The sequence below is a fragment of the Actinoallomurus purpureus genome (assembly GCF_024055795.1).
Lineage (GTDB): Bacteria > Actinomycetota > Actinomycetes > Streptosporangiales > Streptosporangiaceae > Actinoallomurus > Actinoallomurus purpureus.
In genome coordinates, this window is sequence record NZ_JAMXMY010000019.1 from 1 (window position 1) to 25,454 (window position 25,454).

General features: G+C 71.4%; 24 protein-coding genes. 11 read left to right on the forward strand and 13 right to left on the reverse strand.

What is annotated here, in order from left to right:
- Positions 1 to 1,374: LuxR C-terminal-related transcriptional regulator (locus NE236_RS29925; protein ID WP_252845536.1), on the forward strand; the 1,374-nt coding region annotated here is incomplete at its 5' end.
- Positions 1,364 to 3,463 carry an ATP-binding protein gene (locus tag NE236_RS29930; protein WP_252845537.1) on the forward strand — a complete coding sequence of 700 codons (2,100 nt, stop codon included), beginning with the start codon at positions 1,364 to 1,366 and terminating at the stop codon, positions 3,461 to 3,463. The genes NE236_RS29925 and NE236_RS29930, both read left to right, overlap by 11 nt.
- 272 nt (positions 3,464 to 3,735) lie before the next feature.
- Here NE236_RS29930 and NE236_RS29935 read toward each other — a convergent pair whose 3' ends face one another.
- A complete protein-coding gene (locus tag NE236_RS29935; protein ID WP_252845538.1) occupies positions 3,736 to 4,218 on the reverse strand; it encodes an ATP-binding protein in 483 nt (160 codons plus the stop codon).
- A 306-nt stretch (positions 4,219 to 4,524) separates the two neighbouring features.
- A complete protein-coding gene (locus NE236_RS29940) occupies positions 4,525 to 5,178 on the reverse strand; it encodes a hypothetical protein (RefSeq protein ID WP_252845539.1) in 654 nt (217 codons plus the stop codon).
- 226 nt (positions 5,179 to 5,404) lie between these two features.
- Here NE236_RS29940 and NE236_RS29945 point away from each other — a divergent pair, with 226 nt between their 5' ends.
- Positions 5,405 to 6,640, forward strand: coding sequence for a S53 family peptidase (locus NE236_RS29945; protein WP_252845540.1), 1,236 nt, complete (start codon positions 5,405 to 5,407; stop codon positions 6,638 to 6,640).
- A 68-nt stretch (positions 6,641 to 6,708) separates the two neighbouring features.
- Here NE236_RS29945 and NE236_RS29950 read toward each other — a convergent pair whose 3' ends face one another.
- The 3 genes from NE236_RS29950 to NE236_RS29960 form a co-directional block, all read right to left on the reverse strand.
- The gene (locus NE236_RS29950; protein ID WP_252845541.1) at positions 6,709 to 7,269 is read right to left on the reverse strand and encodes a hypothetical protein; all 561 of its coding nucleotides are present in this window, start codon (positions 7,267 to 7,269) and stop codon (positions 6,709 to 6,711) included.
- 209 nt (positions 7,270 to 7,478) lie between these two features.
- The gene (locus NE236_RS29955; RefSeq protein ID WP_252845542.1) at positions 7,479 to 8,240 is read right to left on the reverse strand and encodes a hypothetical protein; all 762 of its coding nucleotides are present in this window, start codon (positions 8,238 to 8,240) and stop codon (positions 7,479 to 7,481) included.
- 295 nt (positions 8,241 to 8,535) lie between these two features.
- Positions 8,536 to 9,306: a dioxygenase family protein gene (locus NE236_RS29960; RefSeq protein ID WP_252845543.1), complete on the reverse strand. Its 771-nt coding sequence runs from the start codon at positions 9,304 to 9,306 to the stop codon at positions 8,536 to 8,538.
- Between the two features lie 154 nt (positions 9,307 to 9,460).
- Here NE236_RS29960 and NE236_RS29965 point away from each other — a divergent pair, with 154 nt between their 5' ends.
- Positions 9,461 to 10,591: an NAD(P)/FAD-dependent oxidoreductase gene (locus NE236_RS29965; protein WP_252845544.1), complete on the forward strand. Its 1,131-nt coding sequence runs from the start codon at positions 9,461 to 9,463 to the stop codon at positions 10,589 to 10,591.
- An 8-nt stretch (positions 10,592 to 10,599) separates the two neighbouring features.
- On the forward strand, positions 10,600 to 11,307 hold the full coding sequence (locus NE236_RS29970) for a Mut7-C RNAse domain-containing protein (protein WP_252845545.1): 708 nt from the start codon (positions 10,600 to 10,602) through the stop codon (positions 11,305 to 11,307).
- Between the two features lie 45 nt (positions 11,308 to 11,352).
- Here the strand turns inward: NE236_RS29970 and NE236_RS29975 are convergent, their stop codons facing one another.
- Positions 11,353 to 12,945 carry an ABC transporter permease gene (locus NE236_RS29975; RefSeq protein WP_252845546.1) on the reverse strand — a complete coding sequence of 531 codons (1,593 nt, stop codon included), beginning with the start codon at positions 12,943 to 12,945 and terminating at the stop codon, positions 11,353 to 11,355.
- A complete protein-coding gene (locus NE236_RS29980; RefSeq protein WP_252845547.1) occupies positions 12,942 to 13,847 on the reverse strand; it encodes an ABC transporter ATP-binding protein in 906 nt (301 codons plus the stop codon). The genes NE236_RS29975 and NE236_RS29980 overlap by 4 nt, the downstream gene beginning before the upstream one ends.
- An 82-nt stretch (positions 13,848 to 13,929) precedes the next feature.
- Between NE236_RS29980 and NE236_RS29985 the strand changes: the two genes are divergently transcribed.
- On the forward strand, positions 13,930 to 14,418 hold the full coding sequence (locus NE236_RS29985; RefSeq protein ID WP_252845548.1) for a GbsR/MarR family transcriptional regulator: 489 nt from the start codon (positions 13,930 to 13,932) through the stop codon (positions 14,416 to 14,418).
- Between the two features lie 23 nt (positions 14,419 to 14,441).
- On the opposite strand, the gene NE236_RS29990 is transcribed toward NE236_RS29985, so the two are convergent.
- The 4 genes from NE236_RS29990 to NE236_RS30005 all read right to left on the reverse strand — a co-directional run bounded on the left by NE236_RS29990 (position 14,442) and on the right by NE236_RS30005 (position 17,123).
- Positions 14,442 to 15,038, reverse strand: coding sequence for a C40 family peptidase (locus tag NE236_RS29990; protein WP_252845549.1), 597 nt, complete (start codon positions 15,036 to 15,038; stop codon positions 14,442 to 14,444).
- A gap of 380 nt (positions 15,039 to 15,418) precedes the next feature.
- Positions 15,419 to 16,033 carry a GOLPH3/VPS74 family protein gene (locus NE236_RS29995; RefSeq protein WP_252845550.1) on the reverse strand — a complete coding sequence of 205 codons (615 nt, stop codon included), beginning with the start codon at positions 16,031 to 16,033 and terminating at the stop codon, positions 15,419 to 15,421.
- Positions 16,030 to 16,257 carry a type II toxin-antitoxin system antitoxin gene (locus NE236_RS30000; RefSeq protein WP_252845551.1) on the reverse strand — a complete coding sequence of 76 codons (228 nt, stop codon included), beginning with the start codon at positions 16,255 to 16,257 and terminating at the stop codon, positions 16,030 to 16,032. Before NE236_RS30000 ends, NE236_RS29995 begins: the two co-directional genes overlap by 4 nt.
- Positions 16,254 to 17,123: an SPFH domain-containing protein gene (locus NE236_RS30005; protein WP_252845715.1), complete on the reverse strand. Its 870-nt coding sequence runs from the start codon at positions 17,121 to 17,123 to the stop codon at positions 16,254 to 16,256. Before NE236_RS30005 ends, NE236_RS30000 begins: the two co-directional genes overlap by 4 nt.
- A gap of 129 nt (positions 17,124 to 17,252) precedes the next feature.
- Here NE236_RS30005 and NE236_RS30010 point away from each other — a divergent pair, with 129 nt between their 5' ends.
- The 3 genes from NE236_RS30010 (at position 17,253) to NE236_RS30020 (ending at position 21,472) form a co-directional block, all read left to right on the forward strand.
- The gene (locus NE236_RS30010; RefSeq protein WP_252845552.1) at positions 17,253 to 19,754 is read left to right on the forward strand and encodes a DEAD/DEAH box helicase; all 2,502 of its coding nucleotides are present in this window, start codon (positions 17,253 to 17,255) and stop codon (positions 19,752 to 19,754) included.
- Positions 19,755 to 19,785: 31 nt separating this feature from the next.
- Positions 19,786 to 20,823, forward strand: a complete 1,038-nt coding sequence (locus NE236_RS30015) for a hypothetical protein (RefSeq protein ID WP_252845553.1) — start codon at positions 19,786 to 19,788, stop codon at positions 20,821 to 20,823.
- Between the two features lie 100 nt (positions 20,824 to 20,923).
- The gene (locus NE236_RS30020) at positions 20,924 to 21,472 is read left to right on the forward strand and encodes a hypothetical protein (RefSeq protein WP_252845554.1); all 549 of its coding nucleotides are present in this window, start codon (positions 20,924 to 20,926) and stop codon (positions 21,470 to 21,472) included.
- 24 nt (positions 21,473 to 21,496) lie between these two features.
- Here NE236_RS30020 and NE236_RS30025 read toward each other — a convergent pair whose 3' ends face one another.
- Positions 21,497 to 22,933, reverse strand: a complete 1,437-nt coding sequence (locus tag NE236_RS30025; protein WP_252845555.1) for an alpha,alpha-trehalose-phosphate synthase (UDP-forming) — start codon at positions 22,931 to 22,933, stop codon at positions 21,497 to 21,499.
- Between the two features lie 216 nt (positions 22,934 to 23,149).
- Between NE236_RS30025 and NE236_RS30030 the strand changes: the two genes are divergently transcribed.
- Both NE236_RS30030 and NE236_RS30035 read left to right on the forward strand, forming a co-directional pair.
- Positions 23,150 to 23,890 (forward strand): hypothetical protein, encoded by a 741-nt coding sequence (locus NE236_RS30030; protein WP_252845556.1) that lies wholly within the window; start codon positions 23,150 to 23,152, stop codon positions 23,888 to 23,890.
- A 52-nt stretch (positions 23,891 to 23,942) separates the two neighbouring features.
- Positions 23,943 to 24,791: an MBL fold metallo-hydrolase gene (locus tag NE236_RS30035; RefSeq protein WP_252845557.1), complete on the forward strand. Its 849-nt coding sequence runs from the start codon at positions 23,943 to 23,945 to the stop codon at positions 24,789 to 24,791.
- Here NE236_RS30035 and NE236_RS30040 read toward each other — a convergent pair.
- Positions 24,749 to 25,363, reverse strand: coding sequence for a DUF1349 domain-containing protein (locus tag NE236_RS30040; RefSeq protein WP_252845558.1), 615 nt, complete (start codon positions 25,361 to 25,363; stop codon positions 24,749 to 24,751). The two genes, NE236_RS30035 and NE236_RS30040, sit on opposite strands and share 43 nt — an antisense overlap.
- Positions 25,364 to 25,454: the final 91 nt, after the last annotated feature.

The window sequence follows — 25,454 nt, forward strand, 5'->3', positions numbered from 1 at the left end:
GAACACCACCACACCGTCCGCTACCGCCTCCTCGAAACCATCCGCCAATACGGCCGCGAACGCCTCACCGCCTCCGGCACCCAAACCCGAACCCAACACCGCCACCGCGACTACTACCGGGACCTCGCCGCGGACGCCCGGCGGCGGCTCTTCGGACCCGACCAGGTCGCCCTGTTCAGCCGGCTACGGATCGAACACCCCAACCTGCGCGTGGCCCTGGAGTACTCCTTCAGCCGGCCGGAAGAGTGCACGGCCGGCCTGGAGATGGCCTCCGACCTGCTCTATCACTGGATCACCAGCTACTACCTCGCCGAGGGCCGCCGCTGGCTCGATCGCGGGCTGGCCGCCGCCGAGGAGCCCGACGCGACGCGGGCCACCGCCCTGTGGACCAACGCCTGGCTGGCCATCATCCAGGCCGAGCCCGACCCGGCCCTGCGCATGCTCGAGGAGGCCAAGGGCATCGGGACACGCCTGAGGCTGGAGTCCGTCCACGCATACGTCGCGCTGTTCTGCGGAATGGTCGCGATGTACGAAGGGGACTCCGACTCGGCGATCCAGTACTACGAGAAGGCGGTGGCCGGCCACCGGGAGATCGGGGATCCGGTGGGCCTGGCGCTGGGCCTGGTCCGGCTCTCCCTGGCCTATTCCTTCCGGGGGGACTCCGCGTCCGCCATCGCGTACGGGGAGGAGGGCCTGGCCGTCTGCGACGCCCACGGCGAGCGCTGGCACAAGGCGTACACGACGATGGCGCTCGGCGTGGAGGTCTGGCGGCAGGGTGATGCGCGACGCGCGGCCCAGTTGGAGGAGGAGAGCCTGCGGTTCAACCGGGAGCTCGACGACCAGCTGGGGATCGGCGTCAATCTCGAGGCCCTCGCCTGGATCGCCGCCACCGAGGAGCAGTACCCGCGGGCGGCCCGGTTGCTCGGCATCCTGCAGACGATCTGGCGGATGATCGGTGCCCCGCTCTCGGGATACGGACATCTGGCGCACTACCACGAGGAATGCGAGGCCCGCACACGGGCGGCCATGGGCGAGCAGGCCTTCGTGGCGGCCTGTGCCGAGGGTGCCGCGATGCCGTTCGACCAGGCGCTCGCCTACGCACTGGGCGAGCACCGGCCTTCGGCCGCCGATCCCGACCGGTCGCCGCTCACCCGCCGTGAGATGGAGATCGCCCACCTCGTCGCGGAGGGCATGAGCAACAAGGAGATCGCGGCGACGCTCGTGATCGCCCAGCGGACCGCCGAGGGCCACGTCGAGCACATCCTCAACAAACTGGGCTTCAACTCCCGTGCGCAGATCGCGGCATGGATCGGGGAGCAGAAACGGAACGCCCGTGGAGACGCCGGGACGGGTGATGATCACCATGGTGCATGAACCGCTTGCGGGGAACGCGTCCCGCGCCGACGAGTCGCCCTTCGTCGGGCGTCGGCACGAGCTCGCCGAGATCAGGCGACTCCTGACGCGGACCCGGCTGCTGACGCTGACCGGCGCGGGCGGTGTCGGCAAGTCACGGCTGGCGCGGCAGGCCGCCGAGACCCTGCGGGCGGGCTACCCCGACGGGGCGGAGGTGGTCGAGCTGGCCGGTCTGGAGGACGCCGACCTGCTCGAATCCGCGGTCGCCGGAGCCCTCGGACTCCGGGAGACGCTCCGTCCCACCGGTCCCGTACTGCTGGATCATCTGAGGGACAAACGGATGCTCCTCGTGCTGGACAACTGCGAGCACCTGCTGACGGCGAGCGCCACTCTGATCGACCGGCTGCTGCGGGGCACGTCGCGGCTGCGGATCCTCACCACCAGCCGGCAGACGATCGGGGTCTACGGCGAGCAGCTGCTGCGAGTGCCGTCCCTGACGATCCCCGCCTCCGACGAGCCGCCACGGAAGATCGCGCGGCGGGAGGCGGTGCGGCTGTTCGCCGACCGGGCCGCCACCGTACGCCCCGGATTCTCCATCACCGCCGACAACGCCACCACCATCGCCCGCATCTCCCAACGCCTCGACGGCATCCCCCTCGCCATCGAACTCGCCGCCGCCCGCCTCCGCACCACCCCCACCGACCAACTCCTCCGCGAACTCGACGACCGCTTCACCACCCTCACAGGCGGCAACACCACCGCACCACCCCGCCACCAAACCCTCCGCGCCACCATGGACTGGAGCCACAGCCTCTGCTCCCCCGCCGAACAACACCTCTGGGCCCGCCTCGCCACCTTCCCCGGCGGCGTCGACCTCGACACCGCCGAAAAAATCTGCACCGGCAACGGCATCGAACGCGACGACATCATCGACCTCATCGCCGGACTCGTCGACAAGTCGATCCTCACCACCCACCAAACCGGCCCCACCACCCGATACCGCATGCTCGAGAGCATCCGCGCCTACGGCCGCGACCACCTCTCGCCCTCGGAGGAGACCACACTCCGCTGCGCGTACTGCGCCCACTACAGGTCGCTGGCCGAGGCCAACCGCATCGACCAGATCGTGCCCGACCAGGTGGGCCGGTTCTGGACGCTGCAGGCCGAGATCGCCAACCTCCGGGTCGCCCTCGATTCATGCTTCACCCTCATGCACGACCCCACGGCCGGTCTGGAGATCGCCTCCGCGATGTGGTCGTACTGGGTGATCACCGGCACTCTCACCGAGGGGCGGCACTGGCTGGACCACGGTCTCGCCATCGCCTCCGGCAGCGATCCGGCGCGGCTCCACGCCCTGTGGGTCAACGCCCTACTCGCCCTCTACCAGGGTGATCCCACGAGCGCCCGGACGGCGATCAAGGAGTGCCGCGCACTCGCGGAGCGGGCGGGCGACGAGTCAGCCCTGGCGTTCGCCCTGCAGATCGCCGGAGTGGCCGAGTGCGACGCCGGTGACCCCACGAAGGGGTACGCGCTGCTGGAAGAGGCGCGGAGCCACCACCGCACCCTCGGCGACGTCGACGCCGTGGGCCTCAACCTCTACCTCGCCTCGGTGTACTACTCGGCCACGATCCCCGACAAGGCGGCCGTCCTGGGCGAGGAGCTCATCGCCCTGTGCAATGCCCGCAACGCCCCGCTGTTCCGGGCGTACGCGCAGTTCGGCGTGGCCATCGCGGCCTGGGTCCAGGGGGACTGGCGCTGGACCGAGGCGATGATGCGTCAGGTGGCCATCCCGTGGGCGGTCATCGACGACCGCTGGGGGCTGGCGCAGTTCCTGGAGGTGATGGCGTGGACCGCCGACGCGCGCGGCGACGATGTGCGCGCCGCCCGCCTGCTCGGCGCCGCCGACGCGGTGTGGCGGGCCATCCACGCCTCCCCGATCACGGTGCGCTACAGCGAGGAGTCTCATCGACGCTGTGCCGCGCACAGCCGCCGGATGCTGGGCAACCGGGCGTACAACGAGGCCTTCCGGTACGGTGCGCGGCTGGGACTCGACCGCGCGATCGCCGTCGCGCTGGAGGACGAGCGGGCCCTCGCGGCGACGGCCCACTGAGCGTCCGCGAGCGGATGACGTCGCGTCGTCACTCCGAGACGCCGAGACCGGCATACGGGCGAGATGCCGGTCTCGGCGTCCCTGGGAGGGGACTTTGCGGGAGCCTCGGTCCGGCTCTCCGGGGGGCATCGGGGGGAAGATCGTGTGTTCGGCGTCGAGGGGGGCGGGTCCGGGGGCGGGTAGCGTCCTGGCGAGGGGGCCCGCCTCCGGCCCCCGGACCCTTTGCGAGGCATCAAACGGGTATCGCTCTCGGTTGTGTGTGCTCACCTCCCTCACGTTGTGGTTTCGTTGTCCTGAGGCGGCCTGCGCGTCTGGAGTTCGAACCAGACGATCTTTCCGGTCGCCGTGGGGGTGACTCCCCAGCGGCTGGACAGCAGGCCTACCAGGTGTAGTCCGCGGCCACCCTCGTCGTTGTCGCCGGCCGGTCGGATCTTGGGGACCGACCCGGGAGCCTCGTCATCGACCTCGAATCGAAGCCTGTCGTCCTGCGCGCACATGGTCAGATGGATCTGACCGTCGCCGTGGCGCACGGCGTTGGTGACGAGCTCACTGACGAGAAGTTCGGCGGTGTCACGATGATGGCCGAAGCCCCAGTGCTCCAGCTGTTCGCCGGCGAGCCGGCGGGCCGGTCGCACCGAGGAGGTCAATGGGGGGAGCGGCCAGGAGGCGGTGTCCTGACCACTCCCCGCCCCAGTGGGAGAGGTGGCGAGCTCGCCGGAGCGGACGGCGGCATTATGCCCGTGCCGTGAACGCACGATGCCACTCCCAGGGGCTAGCGCGACCGCGGACGCCGGGGGCTTCCGACGCCGCTGCGCGCTCATGGAGGTGCTGGTGTAGAGCCGATTCACGCCGTCCACGGCTTGCGGAGCGGTCCCCACCGGGTGGGGGCTCACGAGGCAGGTCGCGTCGTGGTCCGCGGGCGGACACGTGGGCTGGTGCTGACACATCGTCTCGTACCTTCGGTCGTCGCCGTGGTTCGAAATCGGCTTACGACCACGAGCATGCCGCCGGAGACCCCTCCTTGGGGACGGGGAAAATCCCCGTTTAAGTACGTATTCCGCCTAGGTAGTCGATACGTAGGTATGACCGGCGGGCGGCCGGCGCGTGATGCCGGCGCGGCGGGCCGTCGCGAGGATTCCGGTGACATCGGCGTCCGGGCGGCCGATCCGGTCCGCGAACCCGCGGACGACCTCGGCGGTCACCGTGCGGCGTTCGGCGTGCACCAGGAGGCGCTCGCAGGCGGCGTGGGCCGGCCGGTCGACGTGCAGCCGATGCTCCATCTCCAGGGCGGCGGCCGTGCGGATGAGGAAGCCGCCGATCGCGGCGGTGAGGCCGTCGTCGAGGTCGCCGGGGTACGGCGTCCGATGCCAGTTCGTGTTCTCGTACCAGTAGACGAAGCCGAGCTCGCCGCCCTCGAGGTGGTCCTCCAACTGCTCGTACGGCAGCCAGTCCGGCGCACCGGCGAGCGCGTCGATCGGCGGCTCGTACCACTTCGCCGCGCCGGCCTTGTCGTCACCGAACAGCACGGCCCGCCCCTCGCCGGCCCAGGCCATCGCCGCCCATGAGTCACCGGGCGTACCGAGGTGGAGGCCGTCGTCGTCCAGCCACACCCCGGACGACGACAGTGGGGAGAGCACGGCGGCCAGCGCCGCCCACCGGGCCCAGATCACCTCCGCGGGCGGGAGATCTTCTGGACGTCCCCTGTGTACGGCCATCCCGGCTCCTCGGCTCGGCGGCGTTCTCTGTGGACCGAGTTGGACGCCGCGCCCCGTTGATCAGTTCCGCGTCCGGGCGGCCTCCTCTCAGCGGGACGGCCGGGGTAGCCGGAGACGACCCGCGCGGTCTCCGAATCCAAGAGCGGGTAAACGGTGGTCGACCGATCGACGAGGGCGGCTCGTCGGTCATCGAAGCCGAACCACCGTCTGTGGTGTCAATGGCGGGATGTCATCGCTCACTCTCCCGCGGCGCCGAGGGATCCTCAGCGCCGTCACGGGCGCGCTGTTCCCGCTGGCGGTCCTCACGCCCCCGTTCGGGGTCGCTCCGGCCGCGAACGCCGCCACGGCCGGAGCCGATCCGAGGTTCTCGGCGCCGGTCGTCCGCGCGTGCGGGAGCCCCTCCACCGACCGCCGCGTGACGTGCCTGGCGCTCGTACGCACCGATGTGGCCCCGCAGCGCGGCCTGCTCAGCTCCGCCCCGCCCGGCCTCGGCCCCGCCGACCTGCAGCGCGCGTACGCGCTGCCCGCGACGGCAGGAGGGACCGGGCAGACGGTGGCCGTCGTCGACGCGTACGACAACCCCCGCGCGGAGGCGGACCTCGCCACGTACCGGGCCCAGTACCGGTTGCCGCCCTGCACGATCGCGAACGGCTGCCTGCGGAAGGTCGACGAGAACGGCGGGGCCCGGCTGCCGCCCCCCGACGCCGGCTGGGGTCAGGAAGAGGCCCTGGACCTGGACATGATCTCCGCGGCCTGCCCGAACTGCCGGATCCTCCTCGTGGAGGCGAGCCGGCCGACCATCGAGGCGCTGGGCGCCGGCGTGAACACGGCCGTACGTCTGGGCGCCCGCTACGTCTCCAACAGCTACGGCGGCCCGGAGGACTCCTCGGCCGCTCGCTCCGACGCGTCCTACTTCACGCACCCCGGCGTGGCGATCACCGTGGCCTCGGGGGACAGCGGGTACGGCACCCTGTATCCGGCGACCTCACGGCAGGTGACCACGGTCGGCGGGACGGCCCTGCGCCCGTCGGGCGGCTCGCGCGGGTGGACCGAGTACGCCTGGAGCGGCGCGGGTTCGGGCTGTTCGGCGTTGACCGCGAAGCCGCGCTGGCAGCGCGACACCGGCTGCGCGCGGCGGACCATCGCCGACGTGTCCGCGGTCGCCGACCCGGCCACGGGCGTGGCGGTCTACGACACGTACGGCGTCGGCGGCTGGCTCGTCGTGGGCGGCACGAGCGCGTCGGCGCCGATGATCGCCGCGGCGTACGCGCTGGCCGGTACGCCTCCGGCGGGCAGTCTCCCGGCGTCCTTCCCGTACGCGCACGCCGACGCGCTCCACGACGTGACGTCCGGGAGCAACGGCTCGTGCGCCCCTGCGTACCTGTGCACCGCCGGCAGCGGCTACGACGGTCCGACCGGGCTGGGCACCCCGAACGGCGTTACCGCCTTCCGGGCCGACTGACCGAGGGCCGCCGACCGGGTCGGCGGCCCCAGGTCTCACCGGCGTGGTCTCACCGGCGCGTGCTCTCCTCAGTCACCGACGTTCCCGCTGCCCTCGATCGTGCTGCCGGACACGCCGCCGGTCGCGCGCTCGCTGCCGGTGATGTTGCCGACGCCGCCGACGCTCGACACGCGGCCCTCGCCGCGGGAGCGCTCCACCGCGCCGCGTCGGACGTTGCCGCTGCCGATCACTTCACTGCCCGTGACGCCGCCCCGGGCGCGCTCACTGCCGGTGATGTTGCCGACACCGCCGACGCTCGTGACGTTCGTGTTGCGGTTGCTGATGTTGGAGCCGCCCCGCCCGGTCCGCGCCAAGGGCTCACCCCGACCGTGGTGGCGGCCGTGGTGCCGGACGTGGTGCCGGTGGTGCCGGACGTGGTGCCGGAGGTGGTGACGATGGTGCCGGACGTGGTGGCGGCGATGGTGGTCGGACGCGAGCACGTTGCCGACGTTGCCCTGAGCCATGGCCACGATCTGGCTGTGGGCGGATGCCACTGTGGCGCTCTGCGCCGTCGCCGGGGACGACAGCATGAGCGCGCTCGCCGTAGCGGCGGTGGCGAGGCCGGAAGCGACCCAAGCTTTCCTCAACACGTTGAGCCTCCTTTTTACCAAAGCGCATGACGTTGATGCTCTTGGTCGCATCGCGGGAGGCCTACACGTGCCATTATTGCTGGATAAGCCGGAGATAACACAATAATCATGTAAGGTGATTCTAAACGATGCGAATGCCGAGGGCGCAGGCATGGCCTGCGCCCTCGGATCCAGTGCGCCGGAGGCCTCCGTCGGCCTCCGACGATCACTCACTCCTCGACGTTTCCACTGCTCTCGATCCTGCTGCCGGACACGCCGCCGGTCGCGCCTTCACTGCCGGTGACGTTGCCGACGCCACCCACGCTCGACACGCCGCTCTCGCCGCGGGAGCGCTCCATCGCGCCGCCTCGGACGTTGCCGCTGCCGATCACTTCGCTGCCCGTCACGCCGCCCCGGGCGCGCTCACTGCCGGTGATGTTGCCGACACCGCCGACACTGCTGATCTCCCCCCGCTCGCGGGGGAAGGTCCGGGTGCGCTGCTCCATCCGCGGGTACAGCGGCTGTTCCATCCTCCCGCGCCGCGCTCGAGTGACGTTGCCGCTTTCCCTGACGGTGCTCTCCCGCACGCCGCCACGGGCGCGCTCGCTGCCGGTGATGTTGCCGACGCCGCCGACGCTGCTGATCTCCCCCCGCTCGAGACGACGGACGCGCTGCTCCAACCCGGGGCGCATACGCTCCCTCGTCCCGCGCTCCCTGACGTTGCCGCTGCCGATCACTTCGCTGCCCCTCACGCCGCCACGGGCGCGCTCGCTGCCGGTGATGTTGCCGACGCCACCGACGCTGCTCACGCGCCCGCGACGGCGCCGGTCGCCGTCGGAGGCGGCCAGGGAGCCGATGTTCCCCGCGGCGCCGGCAAGGATCTGGCCGGCGGGCGGTGTCGTGGTCCGGGTCTGGGCGTGTACAGGCGAGGCCAGGAGGAGACCGCTCGCCACTGCCGCGGCCGCGAGGCCGCAAACGGACGCTTTCCTCACCACAGCTGAGCCTCCTTTGTATCGGAATGGCATAGAGCCCTGAACATGGCAGCCCTGAATTCGTTGCATCGGGGTCACCAATGGCCATCATCCCTCGCCAATCCGCTTACAACACTACAAAAGAGGTAATACATGGCAAAACTAGGCGGCTATAGGATCGTTCTATCAGACGGCTCGGGGAACCACGCGACCTCCGGAAAACCCCGCCCTGACCGGGGCTGTGACGCCCACCCCCGAAAACCGCCAATGGGCAAAATTCTCGGATCAGGAGAAGGAAGATGTCGATCGGCGGGAGCTAACCGAGCTGGATCGAGCGCTTGGCCATCCCGAGCCAGAAGCCGTCGATGACGCTGCGTTGGGTGTCCAGCTCGGCCTCCCCGGCGCCGAGGGTGACGAACAGGGGTGCGAAGTGCTCCGTCCGGGGGTGGGCGACCCGGCCGGCCGGTGCCCGGTGCTCGAAGTCCAGCAGCGCGTCGAGGTCACCGGCGGCGAGCGTCTCCCGCCCCCAGTGGTCGAACTCTTTGGACCAGCCGGGCGCGCTGTCGGTGTCCGGGTTCATGGTGAGACCGCTCAGGTTGTGGGTGAAGAAGCCGCTGCCGACGATCAGCACGCCCTCGTCGCGCAGCGGCGCGAGGCGGCGACCCAGGGCCAGCAGCCGCTCCGGGTCCAGGGTCGGCATGGAGATCTGCAGGACCGGGATGTCGGCGTCGGGGTACATCTCGACCAGCGGCACGTACGCCCCGTGGTCCAGGCCGCGCTCGGGGTCGTCGTGGACCGTGCCGCCCACGAGCTTGCGGACCTTGTCCGCGAGCTGTGGCGCGCCCGGTGCCGGGTAGGTGACCTGGTAGTAGTGCTCGGGGAAGCCCCAGAAGTCGTACGTCAGCGGGACCGTGCGGGTGGCGCCGATGGCGAGCGGGGACGCCTCCCAGTGGGCCGAGACGACGAGGACGGCCTCCGGGCGGGGCAGGCCGGCCGACCAGGCGGCGAGCTGGCCGGGCCAGATCGCGTCGTCCGCCAGGGGCGGTGCCCCGTGGCTGAGGTAGATCACCGGCATCCGTCCGGCCATGGCGACCCTCCAGGTGGTTGAATGCTCAACTTACCGCCTCAGACTACGCCATTTATTTGAACTCTCAAATACCTTTGTCCAAGTGATGGTGAAGAACCCGACAGGGACGGAGCCGCTTCGTCACCCGGTCGGCAGACTTCGCTACCGTCGCGTCATGCGAGTCTTGGTGATCGGTGCCGGAGTCGTGGGCGCCGCCGTCGCCGCCGGGCTGACCCGCCGTGGCGCGCGGGTGACCGTTCTGGAAGAGCGCTTCCCCGGCGCCGGCACGACCGGCACCTCCTTCGCGTGGGTCAACGCCAACGACAAGGATCCCGGAGAGTACTTCGCGCTGAACCACACGGCCGTGCACGCGTACCACGCGCTCGGCGGTGACGGCTTCGTCCCCACCGGGCACATCGAGTGGGCGAACGGCGAGACGCGCCGCGTCGAGCTCAGCGCCCGCGTGGAGCGCCTGCGGGACCGCGAGTACGCCGTCGAGCGGCTCACCGCCGGCCGGGCCGCCGAGCTCGAACCCGACCTGGCCGCCCAGCCCGACGGCACCGACTACGTCCTCTTCCCGGAGGAAGGCCACGTGATCCCGGCGGTGCTCCTCGCCCGGCTCCTCGGCGAGGCGCGGGACCGTGGCGCCCGCGTGGAGACCGGCGCGGCCGTACGGGAGATCAAGTCAGGAGGCGGCAGCGTGAGCGTGACGCTCGCCGACGGCGGCGTCCGCGCCGCCGACGTCCTGGTGAGCTGCGCCGGCCGGTGGACGGGCGGGCTCGTCGACGTCCCCGTCCTCGATCCGCGCGTGTCGGGGACGGTCACCAACGGCTTCCTCGTCACGACCACCCCGGTCCCCGCCCGGCTCGCGCGCGTCCTGACCGGCGACCGCCTGAACGTACGCCCCGACGGCGGCGGCCGCCTCATGCTCCAGGCGCTCGACCTCGACGACGCCGCCGACCCCGAGACGCCGCCGCCGGACGACGTCGGGGCCGAGATGCTCGCCCGGCTGCCCGAGGTCCTGTCCGCCACCGACGGCGCACGGGTCGAACGCACCCGCGTCGGGCAGCGGGCCATGCCCGCCGACCGCCTCACCGTCGCCGGCTTCACCGACCCGGCGGCACGCGTCTACGCGGTCGTGACGCACAGCGGGATCACGCTCGCGCCTCTCCTCGGCGACCTGGTCGCCGGCGAGGTGTACGGCAAGGAGTCGGCGCTGCTCCGGCCGTTCCGCCCCACACGGTTCGCCGAAGCGCCGGCCGCCCCGGCTCCGGCGGCCGAATGCCCGCCGCGAGAGCGGGGATAGCAGGACGTATGGGGCAGGCCCTCCTCGACTTCGCGACCGAGCTGCGCTTCTTCCTCCCCGTCGCCGCCCGGAACGGCGCGGTGCCCGCCCGGCTCGACGGGACGTCCACGCTCGGGCACATCGTCGAGTCCCTCGGCGTTCCGCTGCCCGAGGTGGGCGAGCTCGTCACCGGCGGCCGGGCGGTCACGCCGTCATACCGCCCGGAGGACGGCGACCGGATTCGCGTGCTCGCCGTACGACGCCCGCAGCCCGTGCCCGTCGCCCCGCCCCGCTTCACGCTCGACGTGCACCTCGGGACGCTGGCCCGGCGGTTGCGGCTCGTGGGCGTCGACACGGACTACCACAACGACATCGACGACGACGCGCTGATCGAACTGGCCAACGACGGCGGGCGGGTCCTGCTGACGCAGGACCGCGGCCTGCTCCGCCGCCGGAGCCTGTGGTTCGGCGCGTACGTCCGCGGCGCGCGCCCGGAGGAACAGTTCCGCGACGTCCTCGACCGGTTCGCGCCGCCGCTCGCCCCGTGGACCCGGTGCACGGCCTGCAACGGCGTGCTGGCCCCGGTCGGCAAGGAGACGATCGAGCACCTGCTCCAGCCCGGCACCCGCCGCAGCTACGACAGCTACGCCCGGTGCGGGAGCTGCGGCCGGCTCTACTGGAAGGGCGCCCACCACCGCCGGTTGCAGGGCCTCGTGGACGCCGCCCTCGGGGCGTAGGGGCCGGAGCCACGCTGTCCGGCGGCGCGGCGCCCAGACCACCGCTCAGCCGATGTCGCGGCGGCGGAAGCCGGCGAGGCCCACGGCGGCGACCGCGACGGCGACGGCGGTCAGCGCCGCGATGGGCGTGACGGTCAGGTCGGCGCCGGGCAGCTTGGGCACGTGCGTGAACGGCGACAGGTCCATCACCGCCTGGCTCAGCTTCAGCACCGGGCCGAGCTGCCCCAGCAGCAGGAAGGCGCCCAGCACTCCCCAGGCCGCCGGCGCGAGCCGGGGCACGACGCCGAACAGCAGCAGCGCGACCGCCGCCGTCACCCACGCCGCGGGCGCCTGCACCAGCGCGGCTCCGAGGAGGCGGGGTACCTGCGTGCCCAGGTCGTGGACCCGCAGCCCGTGGGCCACCCCCGCCGCCACGCCGGCGGCACCGAGCAGCACGACCGGCCCGGCCGCCGCGAACAGCAGGTGCCCGATCGACCACCGCACCCGGCGGACCCGTGTCGCCAGGAGCGGTTCGAGACGCTGTGCCGTCTCCTCGGTGCGCAGCCGCAGCACCACCTGAACGGCGTACACCGCGGCGATCAATCCGAGCACGCCCATGACGGTGCCGACGTAGGAGTCCTCCAGGCTCCGCTGGCCGCCCATCCTGCTGAGCAGGTCCCGCGTGCTGGAGCTGCCCTTGACGAGATCTCCGATGCCCTTGAGCACGCCGCCGATCGCCGCGCCGTACACGGCGAAGCCGGACAGCCAGGCCAGCAGCGCGCCCCGCTGCAGCCGCCACGCCAGGGCGAGCGGGCTGCGCAGGGACGGCGCCGCCTCCGCCGGACCCGGGCGTACGGGCAGCAGGCCCGCGCCGAGGTCCCTGCGCTCGACCAGCGCGTACGCCGCGCCGGTCAGGGCGACCGCGACGACCACCCCGAGCCCGACGACCCACCAACGCTCCGCGCCGTACGCCCGGACCTGCTGGGACCAGCCGATCGGCGAGAGCCAGGGCAGCCAGGAGACGCGGGCGGCGTCCCCGGCCGCGCGCAGCAGGTAGGCGACGCCGACGACGGCGAGCGCGATGCCGCGGGCCGCCTGTGCCGTCTCGGCGAGCTGCGCCGTGACGCCCGCGACCGCGGTGAAGCAGAGGCCCGGGATCGCCCACGCCAGTCCGACCGCGAGCGAGCCCACCGCCGGCAGGCCACAGGCGATCAGCACGATCATGGTCACGAGCGCGAGCGCGAGGTTGGCGACGACCCCGACGAGCAGGCCGGCGGTCAGCGGCGCCCGGCGGCCGACGACGCCCGCGCCGACCAGCTCCAGACGGCCCGCCTCCTCGTCGCCCCGCGTATGCCGGATCACCAGCAGGATGCTCATCACGGCGACGAGCACACCGCCGATGGCGCCCAGCCGCCAGGCCGTGACGCCGCCGACCGAGCCGGGGACGAGGATGCGGCCGTACAGGGCGACCGTCGCGCCGTTCCCGTTGATGCCGGAGACGAAGTCGTGCAGCGACTCCTGCGAGTCATACAGTTTCGTGAAGCCGTACCCGGTGCTCGCCGCGTACGCCGCGAGCGCGTACACCCAGACCGCGAGCATGATGCGGCTGCGCCGCAGCCCGAGTTTGAGGAGTTGCCCGGTACCGGCGAGGACGCTCATCGTGGCATCCCCGCCGGGGCCTCGTCCTCGTAGTGGCGGAGGAAGAGCTCCTCCAGCGTGGGCGGGGTGCTCGTCAGGCTCCGGACGCCGGCCTGGGTGAGATGCTTCAGCACCTCGTCGAGCTTGTCGGTGTCGACCTCCAGCTTGACGCGGGTGCCCTGGACGTCGGGGTCGTGCACGCCGGGCAGGCTCATCAGCCCGTCGGGCGGGCTCGCCAGCTCGGCCGTGATCGAGGTGCGGGTCAGGTGCCGCAGCTCGGAGAGCGTGCCGGTCTCCACGGTGCGGCCCTTGCGGATGATGCTCACCCGGTCGCAGAGCGCCTCGACCTCGGACAGGATGTGGCTGGACAGCAGCACCGTGCGACCGCGCTCGCGCTCCTCCTCGACGCACCGCTGGAAGACCTCCTCCATGAGCGGGTCGAGGCCGGAGGTCGGCTCGTCGAGGATGAGCAGCTCGACGTCCGAGGCGAACGCCGCGACCAGGGCGACCTTCTGCCGGTTGCCCTTGGAGTACGCCCGGCCCTTCTTCTTCGGGTCCAGCTCGAACCGTTCGAGCAGTTCGGCCTTGCGCCCCGGATCGTGGCCGCCGCGCAGCCGGCCGAGCAGGTCGATGACCTCGCCGCCGGTGAGGTTCGGCCACAGGACGACGTCGCCCGGGACGTACGCGAGGCGCCGGTGCAGGGTGGTGACGTCGCGCCACGGGTCACCGCCCAGCAGCCGCGCCGTCCCCGCGTCGGCCCGCAGCAGGCCGAGCAGGATGCGGATGGTCGTGGACTTCCCGGCGCCGTTGGGGCCCAGGAAGCCGTGGACCTCACCGGATCGGACGGTCAGGTCCAGACCGTCGAGCGCACGCGTACGGCCGAACGTCTTCACCAGGCCGGACACGGATATCGCGTCTGTCATGCTTCTGAAGCTACATTAGTTTCACAAGTTCGTGAAGACAGTGAACTTCGATACGCTGGTTCCGGACAAGGAGTGTGATCGCGTGGCCGAGCGGGACCCGGAGGCCGTACGACGGTTCGTCGAGCGGTTCGCCTCGGACATGGTCGAGGCGGGGATGCCGCGCATGCCCTCCCGAGCCTTCGCCGCGCTGATCGGCTCCGACACCGGCCACCTCACCGCCGCGGAGCTGTCGGAGCTCCTTCAAGCGAGCCCCGCGGCGATCTCCGGCGCGGTGCGCTACCTCACCCACGTGCACATGGTCCGGCGGGAGCGCGAGCCGGGCTCCCGCCGCGACCACTACGTCGTCGACAGTGACATCTGGTACGAGACGCTGCTCGACCGCGACCGGATCGTCGGACGCTGGCAGCAGAGCCTCCGCGAGGGCATCGAGGCGGTCGGCCTCGACACCCCGGCGGGCGAGCGCCTGGCCCTCACCCTCGCGTTCTTCGACTTCGTCGGCGAGGAGATGGAGGGGTTCCGCGCCCGGTGGCGGGAGCGCAAGGCCGAGCTGATCGCCGCCCGCCGGAGCTGAGCCCGGCTCAGCAGTTCGGATGTTCAGCCGCCCACACGGACGGCTCCGGCGTAGTCGCCGCCCAGGCGGACCGGGGCCACCCGCACGTGCGTGCCGGACTGGAAGGCCTCCACCATCTGGCCGGCCCCTAGGTAGAGGGCGACGTGGTGAATGTGCCCGCGCCCCCAGAACAGCAGGTCGCCGGGGAGCAGGGGCCCGGTGCCCTGCGCCGGAGAGAATCGCGCGACGGCCTGTCCCGTATGGAATTGATTGCCGGAGGTGCCGTTGATAATATCGCGGCCGGTCGCCCGATAATAGGCGTATCGCACCAACCCGGAACAGTCGAATCCCAGCCGTTGCCCGTCGTTCTTGCTAGCCGGATCCTGACCGTCGTAATGGCCGTACGTCGGGCCGGGAACGGGCCCGTGGCCCCCGCCCCAGCTGTACCACATTCCGAGCTTCTCGCACGCCGCCCGTACCGCCTGCTGCGCCACCGGGGACGCGCCCGGCTGCAGCACGCCGCACCCGGCGACGGCGGCACGGGCGGGCGTACCGGCCGCCTGCCCGGCGGTCGCCGCCGTGGCCGCTCCGACGACGAGTCCCGCCGCACCGACAAGACCGGCGATATTCCGAACGGACATGAATGCCCCCGCTTTCCCGTCACTGATCCCACGGATCTCCCGGTCGCGCTCATTCCCCCGAATTCGGGGACCGAATCCCGGCCGGCGAAACGCCATCGCCGGATATGAAACGCGATGAGCCGGCGGGGCCGGTGATGACCCCCGAATGAATCGCCCATTTGGGAGGCACACCCATGTATTGGGCGCCGACGGCACGCCACTGCGTCAGCCGCCGTCCGCTGAGACGATAATTTTCCCGCCTGAGTAGAAACCGTGGAAAGACATGGGTGCCCCCCCACGGCAACGGCGTAGTGGACTTCCGCCGGCCTCCTCCCGCCTGAAAGTGCCACCGATTGGACGTTGAAGATCGGGGCGGCGCTTCTCGGCGGATTTCACGGTGTCTAGCCGCTGGCCGCGGCGGCGTGCTTCTGCCGTACGGCCTTCTCCAGGGCGCGGGCGACCGGCCAGACCGTGTCGGACAGTTCCTCGATCCTGCGTGCGTGCTCGCGGCGCCCGCGGCGGTTCAGCACCGTCGGCAGCTCGCCGCGGGCGGCCAGCACGAGCGCGGCCTCGGTGCGGGGATCGGCGTCCGCGGCGGGCCGGAGGGCGGCCTTGACCTCTGTCGCGTACCGCTTCACCTGGCGGCGCTCGCGAAGGGTGACCCGGTCGGGGAGGATCCTGCGCGGCTTCACTTCGATCCACCGGTCCTGCTCCAGCTGATCGCGGACCTCGCGGACGATGCGGCGGTCGTCGGCGTTCACCCAGCGCCGCCAGGACCGGGGCTTGGCCTCGGCGATCCGGCGTAGCACGGCGTCGAGGACCGGGTCGCCGGTCGGCTTCGCGGCGATGACCTTGACCTTGCCGTCGTCGTCGGTCAGCCGCTGGTCGAGGTAGAGGTCGGCCAGCGCGGCGGCGCGCAGGACCAGGCCGAGCTGCGTGCGCGCGGTGAGGCGCTCCTTCTCTACGTCGTAGGCCAGCAGGTAGAGCCGCGCCGGGAGCGATCGGGGCAGGTTCATTCGGGATCCTCCTTCGGAGGTCGTCCGGGGTCCTCTCGTGGAGGCCGTCCGGGTCTGCGCATGCGGGAGGCCTCGCGCGGCATCCGCCCCGCGTCGGCCAGCGCGCGGCGCAGCAGGAACTCGATCTGCGCGTTGGTGCTGCGCAGCTCGTCGGCCGCCCATCGGGCCAGGGCCTCGTGGACGGCCGGATCGAGCCGCAACAGGACCTTCTTGCGCTCCGTCACTGGTACAGGGAGCCCGTGTTGACGACGGGCTGGGCGTCGCGGTCGCCGCAGAGGACGACGAGCAGGTTGCTGACCATCGCGGCCTTGCGCTCCTCGTCGAGGTCGACGACGTCGTGCTCGGCCAGCTGGGTCAGGGCGGCCTCGACCATGCCGACCGCGCCGTCGACGATGCGCTGCCGGGCGGCGACGATGGCTCCGGCCTGCTGGCGGCGCAGCATCGCCTGGGCGATCTCGGGGGCGTACGACAGGCGGGTGATGCGCGACTCGATGACCTTGACGCCCGCCGACGCGACCCGCGCCGCGATCTCCTCGGACAACCTGCCGGTGATCTCGTCGGCGCTCTCGCGGAGGGAGAGCCGCTCGTCGCCGTGCGCGTCGTACGGGTAGATCCCGGCGATGTGCCGGACGGCGGTCTCGGTCTGGATGGCGACGAACTCGACGAAGTCGTCCACCTCGAACACGGCCTTGGCGGTGTCCTCGACCTGCCAGACGACGACGGCGGAGATCTCGATCGGGTTGCCCTCCGCGTCGTTGACCTTGGTGCGCTCGGTCTCGTGGTTGCGGATCCGGGTGGAGATCTTGCGCCGGGTCGTCAGCGGGTTGACCCAGCGCAGCCCGTCCGTGCGGATCGTCCCGACGTACCGGCCGAGCAGCTGGACCACGCGCGCCTCGCCCGGCGCCACGGCGGTCAGCCCGATGGCCACGACGGCGGCGCCGACGATGAGGAGGATCGCGAGAACGATGAGCGCGGCCTCTCTCGTGAAGAACAGGGCGACGCCGGCGGCCAGTGCCACGACGATCGCCGCCAGCATCGGCCAGCCGGACACCCCGGCGGCGGTCCGCTCGCCGACCTTGGGCGTCGGCATCTCGATCTCGGCCACGACTCCTCCTAGATGCTTATCGCGTGCCATCAAAGTGATATCACTTTAAGTCGGCGATGCCCCCGGGCGCAAGGCGCGGTCACGTGATTTGGCGGCGGCGGGCAGTATTGACTCGTGCGCCTCATCGATCGTCTGCCCAAGGGATCCGACCCCGACGCCGTGTTCGAAGCCTTCAGCGAGTGGGTCACCGAGCGCGGGATCACGCTCTACCCCGCTCAGGAGGAGGCGCTCATCGAGATCGTCTCGGGCGCGAACGTCATCCTCAACACGCCGACCGGCTCGGGCAAGAGCCTGGTCGCGGCCGGGGCGCACTTCGCCGCGCTCGCCCGCGACGAGGTCACGTTCTACACCGCGCCGATCAAGGCCCTGGTGTCGGAGAAGTTCTTCGACCTGATCGAGATGTTCGGCAGCGAGAACGTCGGGATGATGACGGGCGACGCGAGCGTCAACGCCGACGCCCCCATCGTCTGCTGCACGGCCGAGGTGCTGGCCAGCATCGCGCTGCGCGACGGCGCCGGCGCCGACATCGGCCAGGTCGTCATGGACGAGTTCCACTTCTACGCCGAGCCGGACCGCGGCTGGGCGTGGCAGGTGCCGCTGCTGGAGCTGCCGCAGGCGCAGTTCCTGCTGATGTCGGCGACGCTCGGCGACGTCACGCGGTTCGAGGAGGACCTCATCCGGCGCACCGGCCGCCCCACGGCCGTCGTCTCCTCCGCCGAACGGCCCGTGCCGCTCAAGTACGAGTACCGCCTGACGCCGCTGCACGAGACGATCGAGGAGCTCCTGGAGGACCAGAAGGCACCGGTCTACGTCGTGCACTTCACCCAGGCCGCCGCCGCCGAGCGCGCCCAGGCGCTGATGAGCATCAACGTCTCCACCAAGTCCGAGAAGGAGGAGATCGCCAAGCTGATCGGCGACTTCCGCTTCACGACGAAGTTCGGCCAGACGCTCTCGCGGCTCGTACGCCACGGGATCGGCATCCACCACGCCGGGATGCTGCCGAAGTACCGCCGCCTGGTCGAGCGCCTGGCGCAGGCCGGCCTGCTCAAGGTCATCTGCGGCACCGACACGCTCGGCGTCGGGGTGAACGTCCCGATCCGCACGGTCCTGTTCACGGCGCTGAGCAAGTACGACGGCAGCCGCGTGCGGCGGCTGCGCGCGCGGGAGTTCCACCAGATCGCCGGCCGGGCCGGCCGCGCCGGGTTCGACGTCGTCGGCTACGTCGTCGCCCAGGCCCCCGAGCACGTCGTGGAGAACGAGAAGGCCCTCGCCAAGGCCGGCGACGACCCGAAGAAACGCCGCAAGGTCGTGCGCAAGAAGGCGCCCGAGGGCTTCGTCGGCTGGGACGAGGAGGTCTTCAACAAGCTCATCGCCGCCGACCCGGAGCCGCTGCAGTCGCGGTTCCAGGTCAGCCACGCGATGCTGCTGAGCGTCATCGGCCGGCCCGGCAACGCGTTCCAGGCGATGAAGAAGCTGCTCACCGACAACCACGAGGACCGCGCGCGGCAGCGCCGCCACATCTCGAAGGCGATCGCGATCTACCGCAGCCTGCTGGCCGGCGGCGTCGTCGAGCAGTTGGCGGAGCCGGACGAGGAGGGCCGCTACGCCCGCCTCACCGTCGACCTGCAGGAGGACTTCGCCCTCAACCAGCCGCTGTCGACGTTCGCGCTGGCCGCGATGGAGCTGCTCGACCCGTCCTCGCCGTCGTACGCCCTCGACGTGCTCTCGGTGATCGAGTCGGTCCTGGAGGACCCACGCCAGATCCTCGCCGCCCAGGAGAACAAGGCGAAGGGCGTGGCCGTCGCGCAGATGAAGGCGGACGGCGTCGAGTACGAGGAGCGTATGGAGCTCCTCCAGGACATCACCTATCCGAAGCCCCTGGAGGAGACGCTGGGCGGAGCGTACGAGATCTACCGGCGCGGGCACCCGTGGGTGGCCGACTACCCCGTCCAGCCCAAGTCGATCGTGCGCGACATGTACGAGCAGGCGATGACGTTCACCGAGTACGTCGCGTACTACCAGCTCGCCCGCGTCGAGGGCATCGTGCTGCGCTACCTCGCGAGCGCGTACAAGGCCCTCCAGCAGACCGTGCCGGACTCGGTGAAGACCGAGGACCTGCAGGACCTGATCGAGTGGCTCGGCGAGCTGGTCCGGCAGGTCGACTCCAGCCTCCTCGACGAGTGGGAGCAGCTGCAGCACCCCGAGACGGCCGAACAGCACACCGCGATCGAGGAGAAGCCGGCCGTCGTCACCGCGAACGAGCGGGCGTTCCGGGTGCTGGTCCGCAACGCGATGTTCCGCCGCGTCGAGCTGGCCGCCCTGGAGCGGTACCACGAGCTCGGCACACTGGACGCGGAGGACGGCTGGGATGCCGACCGCTGGGCCGACGCTCTGGACTCCTATTTCGAGGAGCACGACGAGATCCGGACCGGGCCGGACTCGCGGGGACCCAAGCTGCTGCAGATCGAGCGGGAGACGGACCTGTGGCGGGTCCGGCAGGTCTTCGACGACCCGGCCGGCCACCACGACTGGGGCATCAGGGCCGAGGTCGACCTGCGCGCCTCCGACGAGGCCGGCCGCGCCGTCGTCCACGTCACCGCCGTCGACCGCCTCTGAGCGAACGCCACGGCTGTGGCAGAGTGATCAGGTGTTCGAACAGATATGTGAAGACCTGGCGGGTGCCGCGCTCGCCGGTGACCAGCAGACTTTCGGCCCTCTCCTCCCCGCGGTGCAGGAGCAGGCCGCCGGCCTGCCGGCGGACCGGCTGACCGCCGGGGCGCGGGCGATGGCGCGGGCGGTCGCGGAGGCGCCGCCGCACCTGGGCGGCTGGGTGGCCGTGCTGACGGGCGCCCTGGTGGAGAACGGCAGCGACGCCGGGGCGGCCGGTCCGGCGGTCGTCGACCGGCTGGTCGAGGTGGCGGCCGCGGCCCTGGCCTTCGGCGACGCGTGGGAGAAGGCGACCGGCGGCGCGCCGCCGGACCCGATGGAGCACCAGCCCTCCCGCGAGGCGTGGGAGACGGTGAGCCCGGCGCTCGGCGACGGCGCGGGCGTCGCGATGGAGTCCTGGTGGGCCCTGCCGCAGTTCGCGATGGCGGCCTCCACCACGCTGGCGCGAGGCCAGGCCGTACGCGCCTCCGTGGCCGAACGCGACCTGAAGATCTCGGTCGTGGAGCAGGCCGCCCGTCACTGCGGGCAGCTGGAGTACGTCCGCGACCTGCTGAAGGTCCTCGACGGCGAGCGCCTGCTCGTGCTGGACCGGGCGACCGGTCGCGGCTGGACCGTCGTGATCGGCGGCATCGGCGACAACTTCCAGCTGCACACGCTCCTCGCGCACGCGCTGATCCGGCCGGGCGGCATACCCGGGCAGGCGCCCGACCCGCGCTGGGTGGCATCGTCGACGGACCAGGACGTGGAGCCGGGGACTCCCGCGGTCGCCGGAGCGTGGAACCTCGTCGACGCGCACGGGGCGTGGATCTGGAACGAGGGCGTCCCCGCCGACATCCCGGCGGTCGGTGGCACGCGGATCGTGGTGCTCGACCCGCCGGCGTACGAGCGGACGTGGAGCCCGGGACGCCGGTTCCCGCTCATGCCCGGCTCGCTGACGGTCGAGGGCGTGCACGAGCCCGGCGAGCTGCGGGACTGGTGGCAGCACGTCAAACCCGCCGTGCCCCCGGCGAGCGGCTGACGCCCGGGGGGACGCGTCGGCCAGATTGATCCTCTGGTCCCTGGCCGTCGGCGATCAAGATCACCATACTGGCGCGTACGTTCCCCGCAGAGGAGTCAGGTTGAATCTCGCACAGCGCATGATCACCGGCACGGTCGCGTCCGCGGCGGTGCTCGGCACCGTGGCGGCGATCGCCCCGGCCGCCGGCGCCGCCACCACGGCCGCGCTGAAGTGCCGGACCGAGACCAAGACGGTTCCGGTGCCCAAGTACAAGGACCCCACGTGGGACGTCAAGGTCTGCCTGGGCACGGTGAAGAACACGCAGACGAAGAAGACGGACGTCGTCGCCTGGATCAAGCCGACGATGCACGCGAACGGCACGAGCACGAAGGGGTTCGACTTCAAGTACCCCACGAACCACGCCGTCATCAAGATCACGCTTAAGCTCAACGGCAAGACCCAGGTCGTCGAGCACCGGGGCGTCGGCCAGTACGTCAAGCGGTACCTGTGGACCGCCGGCCCCAAGCAGCCGCTCCAGCTCGTCGGGATCCCGGCCTACGCCGCCAAGAAGGCCGGCACCTGGCAGGCGGTCGCCGAGCTCGACTACGACGTGTCGAACGACAAGCGCGGCGCCTACGCGTACACGGTGAAGTCCGGCACCCTCAAGTAGCACCGCGGAGGCCGTGCCCGCCGGTCAGCCGGTGGGCACCGCCTCGTCGGCGGGCCGCTCCGGCGCGTACGGGCCCTCCAGGGCCTGCAGGAAGTCGCGGGCCCAGCGGTCGACGTCGTGCTCGATGACCCGCTTGCGCAGCGACCGCATCCGGCGGTTCTGGTCGGCCGGATCGGCCTGCATCGCCCGCAGCATCATCTGCTTCATGCCGTCGATGTCGTACGGGTTGACGAGGAAGGCGCGCTTCAGCTCCTCCGCCGCGCCGGCGAACTCGCTGAGCAGCAGGCTGCCGCGCAGGTCCGCCCGGCAGGCGACGTACTCCTTGGCGACGAGGTTCATCCCGTCCCGCAGCGGCGTCACCACCATCACGTCGGCGGCGAGGAAGAGCGCGGCCAGTTCGTCGCGCGTGTACGAGGTGTGCAGGTAGTTGATGAGCGGTGCGCCGAGCTCGGAGTACATCCCGTTGGCCCGGCCGACCTGCAGCTCGATGTCGTCGCGCAGGATCCGGTACTGCTCGACGCGTTCGCGGCTCGGCGTGGCGATCTGCACGAACACCGCGTCGCCGCTCTTGAGCATGCCGTCGCGGAACAGCTCACTGAACGCCTGCAGCCGCTGGCTGATGCCCTTGGTGTAGTCGAGGCGGTCGACGCCGAGCAGGATCGTTGCCGGGTTGCCGAGGTCCTCGCGGATCTGCGCGGCCCGCTGCCGGACGTCGGGCCGGCCGATGAGGTCGATCAGCTCCTTGACGTCCACCGAGATCGGGAACGCCTCCGCCCGAACGATCCGGTCCTCGACGAGCACCTCGCCCCGCTGGGTCTTCACGCCGACCAGGCGGCGGCAGAGCCGTACGAAGTTCGCCGCGGCGTCGGCGCTCTGGAACCCGACCAGATCCGCGCCGAGCAGGCCCTCGAGGATCTGCGTCCGCCACGGCAGCTGGGCGAACAGCTCCATCGGGGGGAACGGGATGTGCAGGAAGAAGCCGATGCGCAGGTCGGGGCGGAGCTCACGGAGCATCTTCGGGACGAGCTGGAGCTGGTAGTCCTGCACCCAGACGACCGCGCCCTCGGCGGCCACCTCGGCGGCCGCCTCCGCGAACCGCCGGTTGACCCGGACGTACGCCTCCCAGAGCGTCCGCTTGTACACCGGCGGGACGATCACGTCGTGGTACAGCGGCCAGAGAGTGGCGTTGGAGAACCCTTCGTAGTACCGCTCGACGTCCTGCGCGGACAGGCGGATGGGGACGAGGTCCATGCCCTCGGTCGTGAAGGGCTCCAGGTCCTCGTCCGGCGCGCCGACCCAGCCGACCCACGCACCGGCACGGCGCTGCATGACCGGAACGATCGCGGTGACCAACCCGCCCGGACTTCGCCGCCAGGACGCTTCGCCGTCCTCATCGACCGCACGGTCGACCGGCAGCCGGTTGGCGACGACAACGAACTCACTCTTAGTAGACGCTCCCACACCCTCTTCCTCCCCAAATCTAATTATTTGATCCCACTTGGGGGACTTTCGCGATCATCGTCACATCGGCGGGTGATCTCCCGAGGGTCCGCTCCACCTTCCGATGGAGCCAGAATCAGCCTCCGGTGTGAGGACGACGGGCCGTACTCCGGTGATGATTACGGCAAGGGTCACGCGAGACTCCCGAATCGGGATCCCCCTCCACGAGGAAATGGTGTGAGCATCGCCACCGGTCTTCTCCCCGGCCACCCCGCCGGGCGCCTTCGGCCTGCCTGGATCATGGGCATCCTGGCGGAGGCGCACCGGCTGACCTCCGAACCGCTGGCCCGCCTGCGGCGCGGCCGGCTGCCCCTGGCGTTCGGCTCGTCCGCCGCCGTGCTCATCCTGTGGTCGCTGCACTTCTCCTCGCTGGGCACCTACGTCGTCCGCCTGATCAGCGACGTCTCGGCCTCGACCCCGTTCTTCCTCGCCGTGGTCCGGCTGCCCGCGTCGATGTACGCGCCGGCGCCGAACCTCCCGGTGTGGGGCTCACTGCTGCAGGTGTTCGTCGTGTTCGGCATCGCCGAGGCGTGCATCGGCTGGCGCCGCACGCTCACGGTCGCGCTGACGGCGACCTTCCTGTGCACGCTCAGCGGCCGGATCATGTGCAGCCTCGGGCCGGGCTCGGTGATCGGCCTGCCGTGGATCTCCCGGTACGTCTCCGACACCGGCCCGTCGGCGGCCGTGGTCGCGCTCGTGGCGTACCTGTGCTGCGTGCGCCGCGCGCCGCGGACGTTGACTGTCCTGCTCACCGCGATGGTCCTCGAGGTCACCCTGCTGCCCAACCTGGCGGGCCGTGAACACGTCGTCGCGATCGCCCTCGGCGTCCTGGCCGCCCTGATGGTCCCCGCCGTCGGCCGCCTCCGCCGGGCGTCGCGGAACGCCCTGTCGACGGACGCCGGGGCTCGTCACGGTTGATCACGCTGCCCTACGATGAGGCGCGGTTCGGCGTCCGTTATGGGGGGTTTGTGTGCGTGTCCACCACTTGAACTGCGGCACGATGCGGCCCTTCGGCGGACGCCTCCTGAACGAGAGCGGTGACCGCCGCGCGTCGGCGCGGCTGGTCTGCCACTGCCTGCTGATCGAGACCGACGAGGGCCTGATCCTGGTCGACACGGGGATCGGCACGCAGGCCGTCGCCCGGCCGAAGGACATCCTGGGCCGCTCCTTCGTCGCCCTGACCCGGCCGCGGCTCGACCTGGGCGAGACCGCCGTCCGCCAGATCGCGGCGCTGGGCCACACGGCCGACGACGTACGCCACATCGTGCTCACCCACCTCGATGTCGACCACGCCGGCGGCCTGACCGACTTCCCCGAGGCCCAGGTGCACGTGCACGTCACCGAACTCGAGGCCGCCCGGCGGCCCGTGACGCTCACCGAGCGGGAGCGCTACCGCACGGCGGTGTGGTCGCACCGCCCGCGCTGGGTCGAGCACCACGCCGGCGGCGAGCGCTGGCACGGCTTCGAGGCCGTGCGCGGCCTTCCCGGCGGGCTGCTGCTCGTCCCGCTGGCCGGGCACACCCGCGGCCACGCCGGGGTCGCGGTGGACACCGGCGACGGCTGGCTCCTGCACGCCGGGGACGCCTACTACCACCACCGCCAGGTCGAGTCGGGCGGCTGCCCGGTGGCCCTGTGCGCCTTCCAGTCCGTCATGCAGGCCGACCGCACGACCCGGCTGCACAACGTCGACCGGCTCCGGGAACTGGCCCGGGCCGACGACGTCACGGTGTTCTCCGCGCACGACCCGGTGGAGCTCGAACGACGGAGGACGACGGTTCAGGAGCCGTCGCGCAGATCCAGCAGGCGCCTCGGCTCATAGGCGATGGCGTCGAAGGTCGCGGTGCAGCCGTCCCCGGTGGGCGACTGCGCCGCGAAACCGTACGACGCGGTCTCCGAGGCGTAGAGCGCGAAGTGGCGGATGAGCCGCCAGTACACCCCGTCGGTCGAGGCGTGGAAGGCGTACGCCGTGCCGATCCGCGCCACCCGCAGCCAGACCCGGCCGCCGTCCACGACGAAGGCGTTGCAGTCGTCGGACGTGCCGCGCGTCACCACGGACACCACCATGGGCTCGCGCTGCGGGGACAGCTCGAAGGCGAGCTTGGCCCAGGCGCGGTCGCCCAGCCACACGAGCAGCGCGCCCGCGTCGAACGTGGACCGGAAGTCCACCTGGACCCGCGCGCTGAGCAGGAAGTCGCCCTCCGCGCAGGCGAGCAGGTGCGGCGCGTTCAACGTCACGGCCGTACGCCCCGGGTCGATGAACAGGTCCGTGCCCGGACCGGCGGAGATCTCGAAACCGTCCTCTGTCATCCCGTACGAACTCGCCGGCTCTCCATCCCACCGCAACGACACGGGGATGCGGGGGATGCCTAGCTGCCCGACTGCACGCGCCACACCGTCTCCTTCAGGCTCGAGAACCCTGTTTTGGAGCGCTCCCAAAGAGAAGGTAGGCCGCGCCCAGCGGGTTCGTACAGAGTGCGCCGGG

What these genes read in the sequence shown, in the direction of transcription:
- NE236_RS29995 (WP_252845550.1), bottom strand. Translation starts at nt 16,033, where the DNA reads ATGAACCTGCCCCGATCGCTCCCGGCGCGGCTCTACCTGCTGGCCTAC.
- NE236_RS29975 (WP_252845546.1), bottom strand. Translation starts at nt 12,945, where the DNA reads ATGAGCGTCCTCGCCGGTACCGGGCAACTCCTCAAACTCGGGCTGCGG.
- NE236_RS30005 (WP_252845715.1), bottom strand. Translation starts at nt 17,123, where the DNA reads ATGCCGACGCCCAAGGTCGGCGAGCGGACCGCCGCCGGGGTGTCCGGC.
- NE236_RS29930 (WP_252845537.1), top strand. Translation starts at nt 1,364, where the DNA reads ATGGTGCATGAACCGCTTGCGGGGAACGCGTCCCGCGCCGACGAGTCG.
- NE236_RS29980 (WP_252845547.1), bottom strand. Translation starts at nt 13,847, where the DNA reads ATGACAGACGCGATATCCGTGTCCGGCCTGGTGAAGACGTTCGGCCGT.
- NE236_RS29965 (WP_252845544.1), top strand. Translation starts at nt 9,461, where the DNA reads ATGCGAGTCTTGGTGATCGGTGCCGGAGTCGTGGGCGCCGCCGTCGCC.
- NE236_RS29945 (WP_252845540.1), top strand. Translation starts at nt 5,405, where the DNA reads ATGTCATCGCTCACTCTCCCGCGGCGCCGAGGGATCCTCAGCGCCGTC.
- NE236_RS29990 (WP_252845549.1), bottom strand. Translation starts at nt 15,038, where the DNA reads ATGTCCGTTCGGAATATCGCCGGTCTTGTCGGTGCGGCGGGACTCGTC.
- NE236_RS29970 (WP_252845545.1), top strand. Translation starts at nt 10,600, where the DNA reads ATGGGGCAGGCCCTCCTCGACTTCGCGACCGAGCTGCGCTTCTTCCTC.
- NE236_RS29940 (WP_252845539.1), bottom strand. Translation starts at nt 5,178, where the DNA reads ATGGCCGTACACAGGGGACGTCCAGAAGATCTCCCGCCCGCGGAGGTG.
- NE236_RS29960 (WP_252845543.1), bottom strand. Translation starts at nt 9,306, where the DNA reads ATGGCCGGACGGATGCCGGTGATCTACCTCAGCCACGGGGCACCGCCC.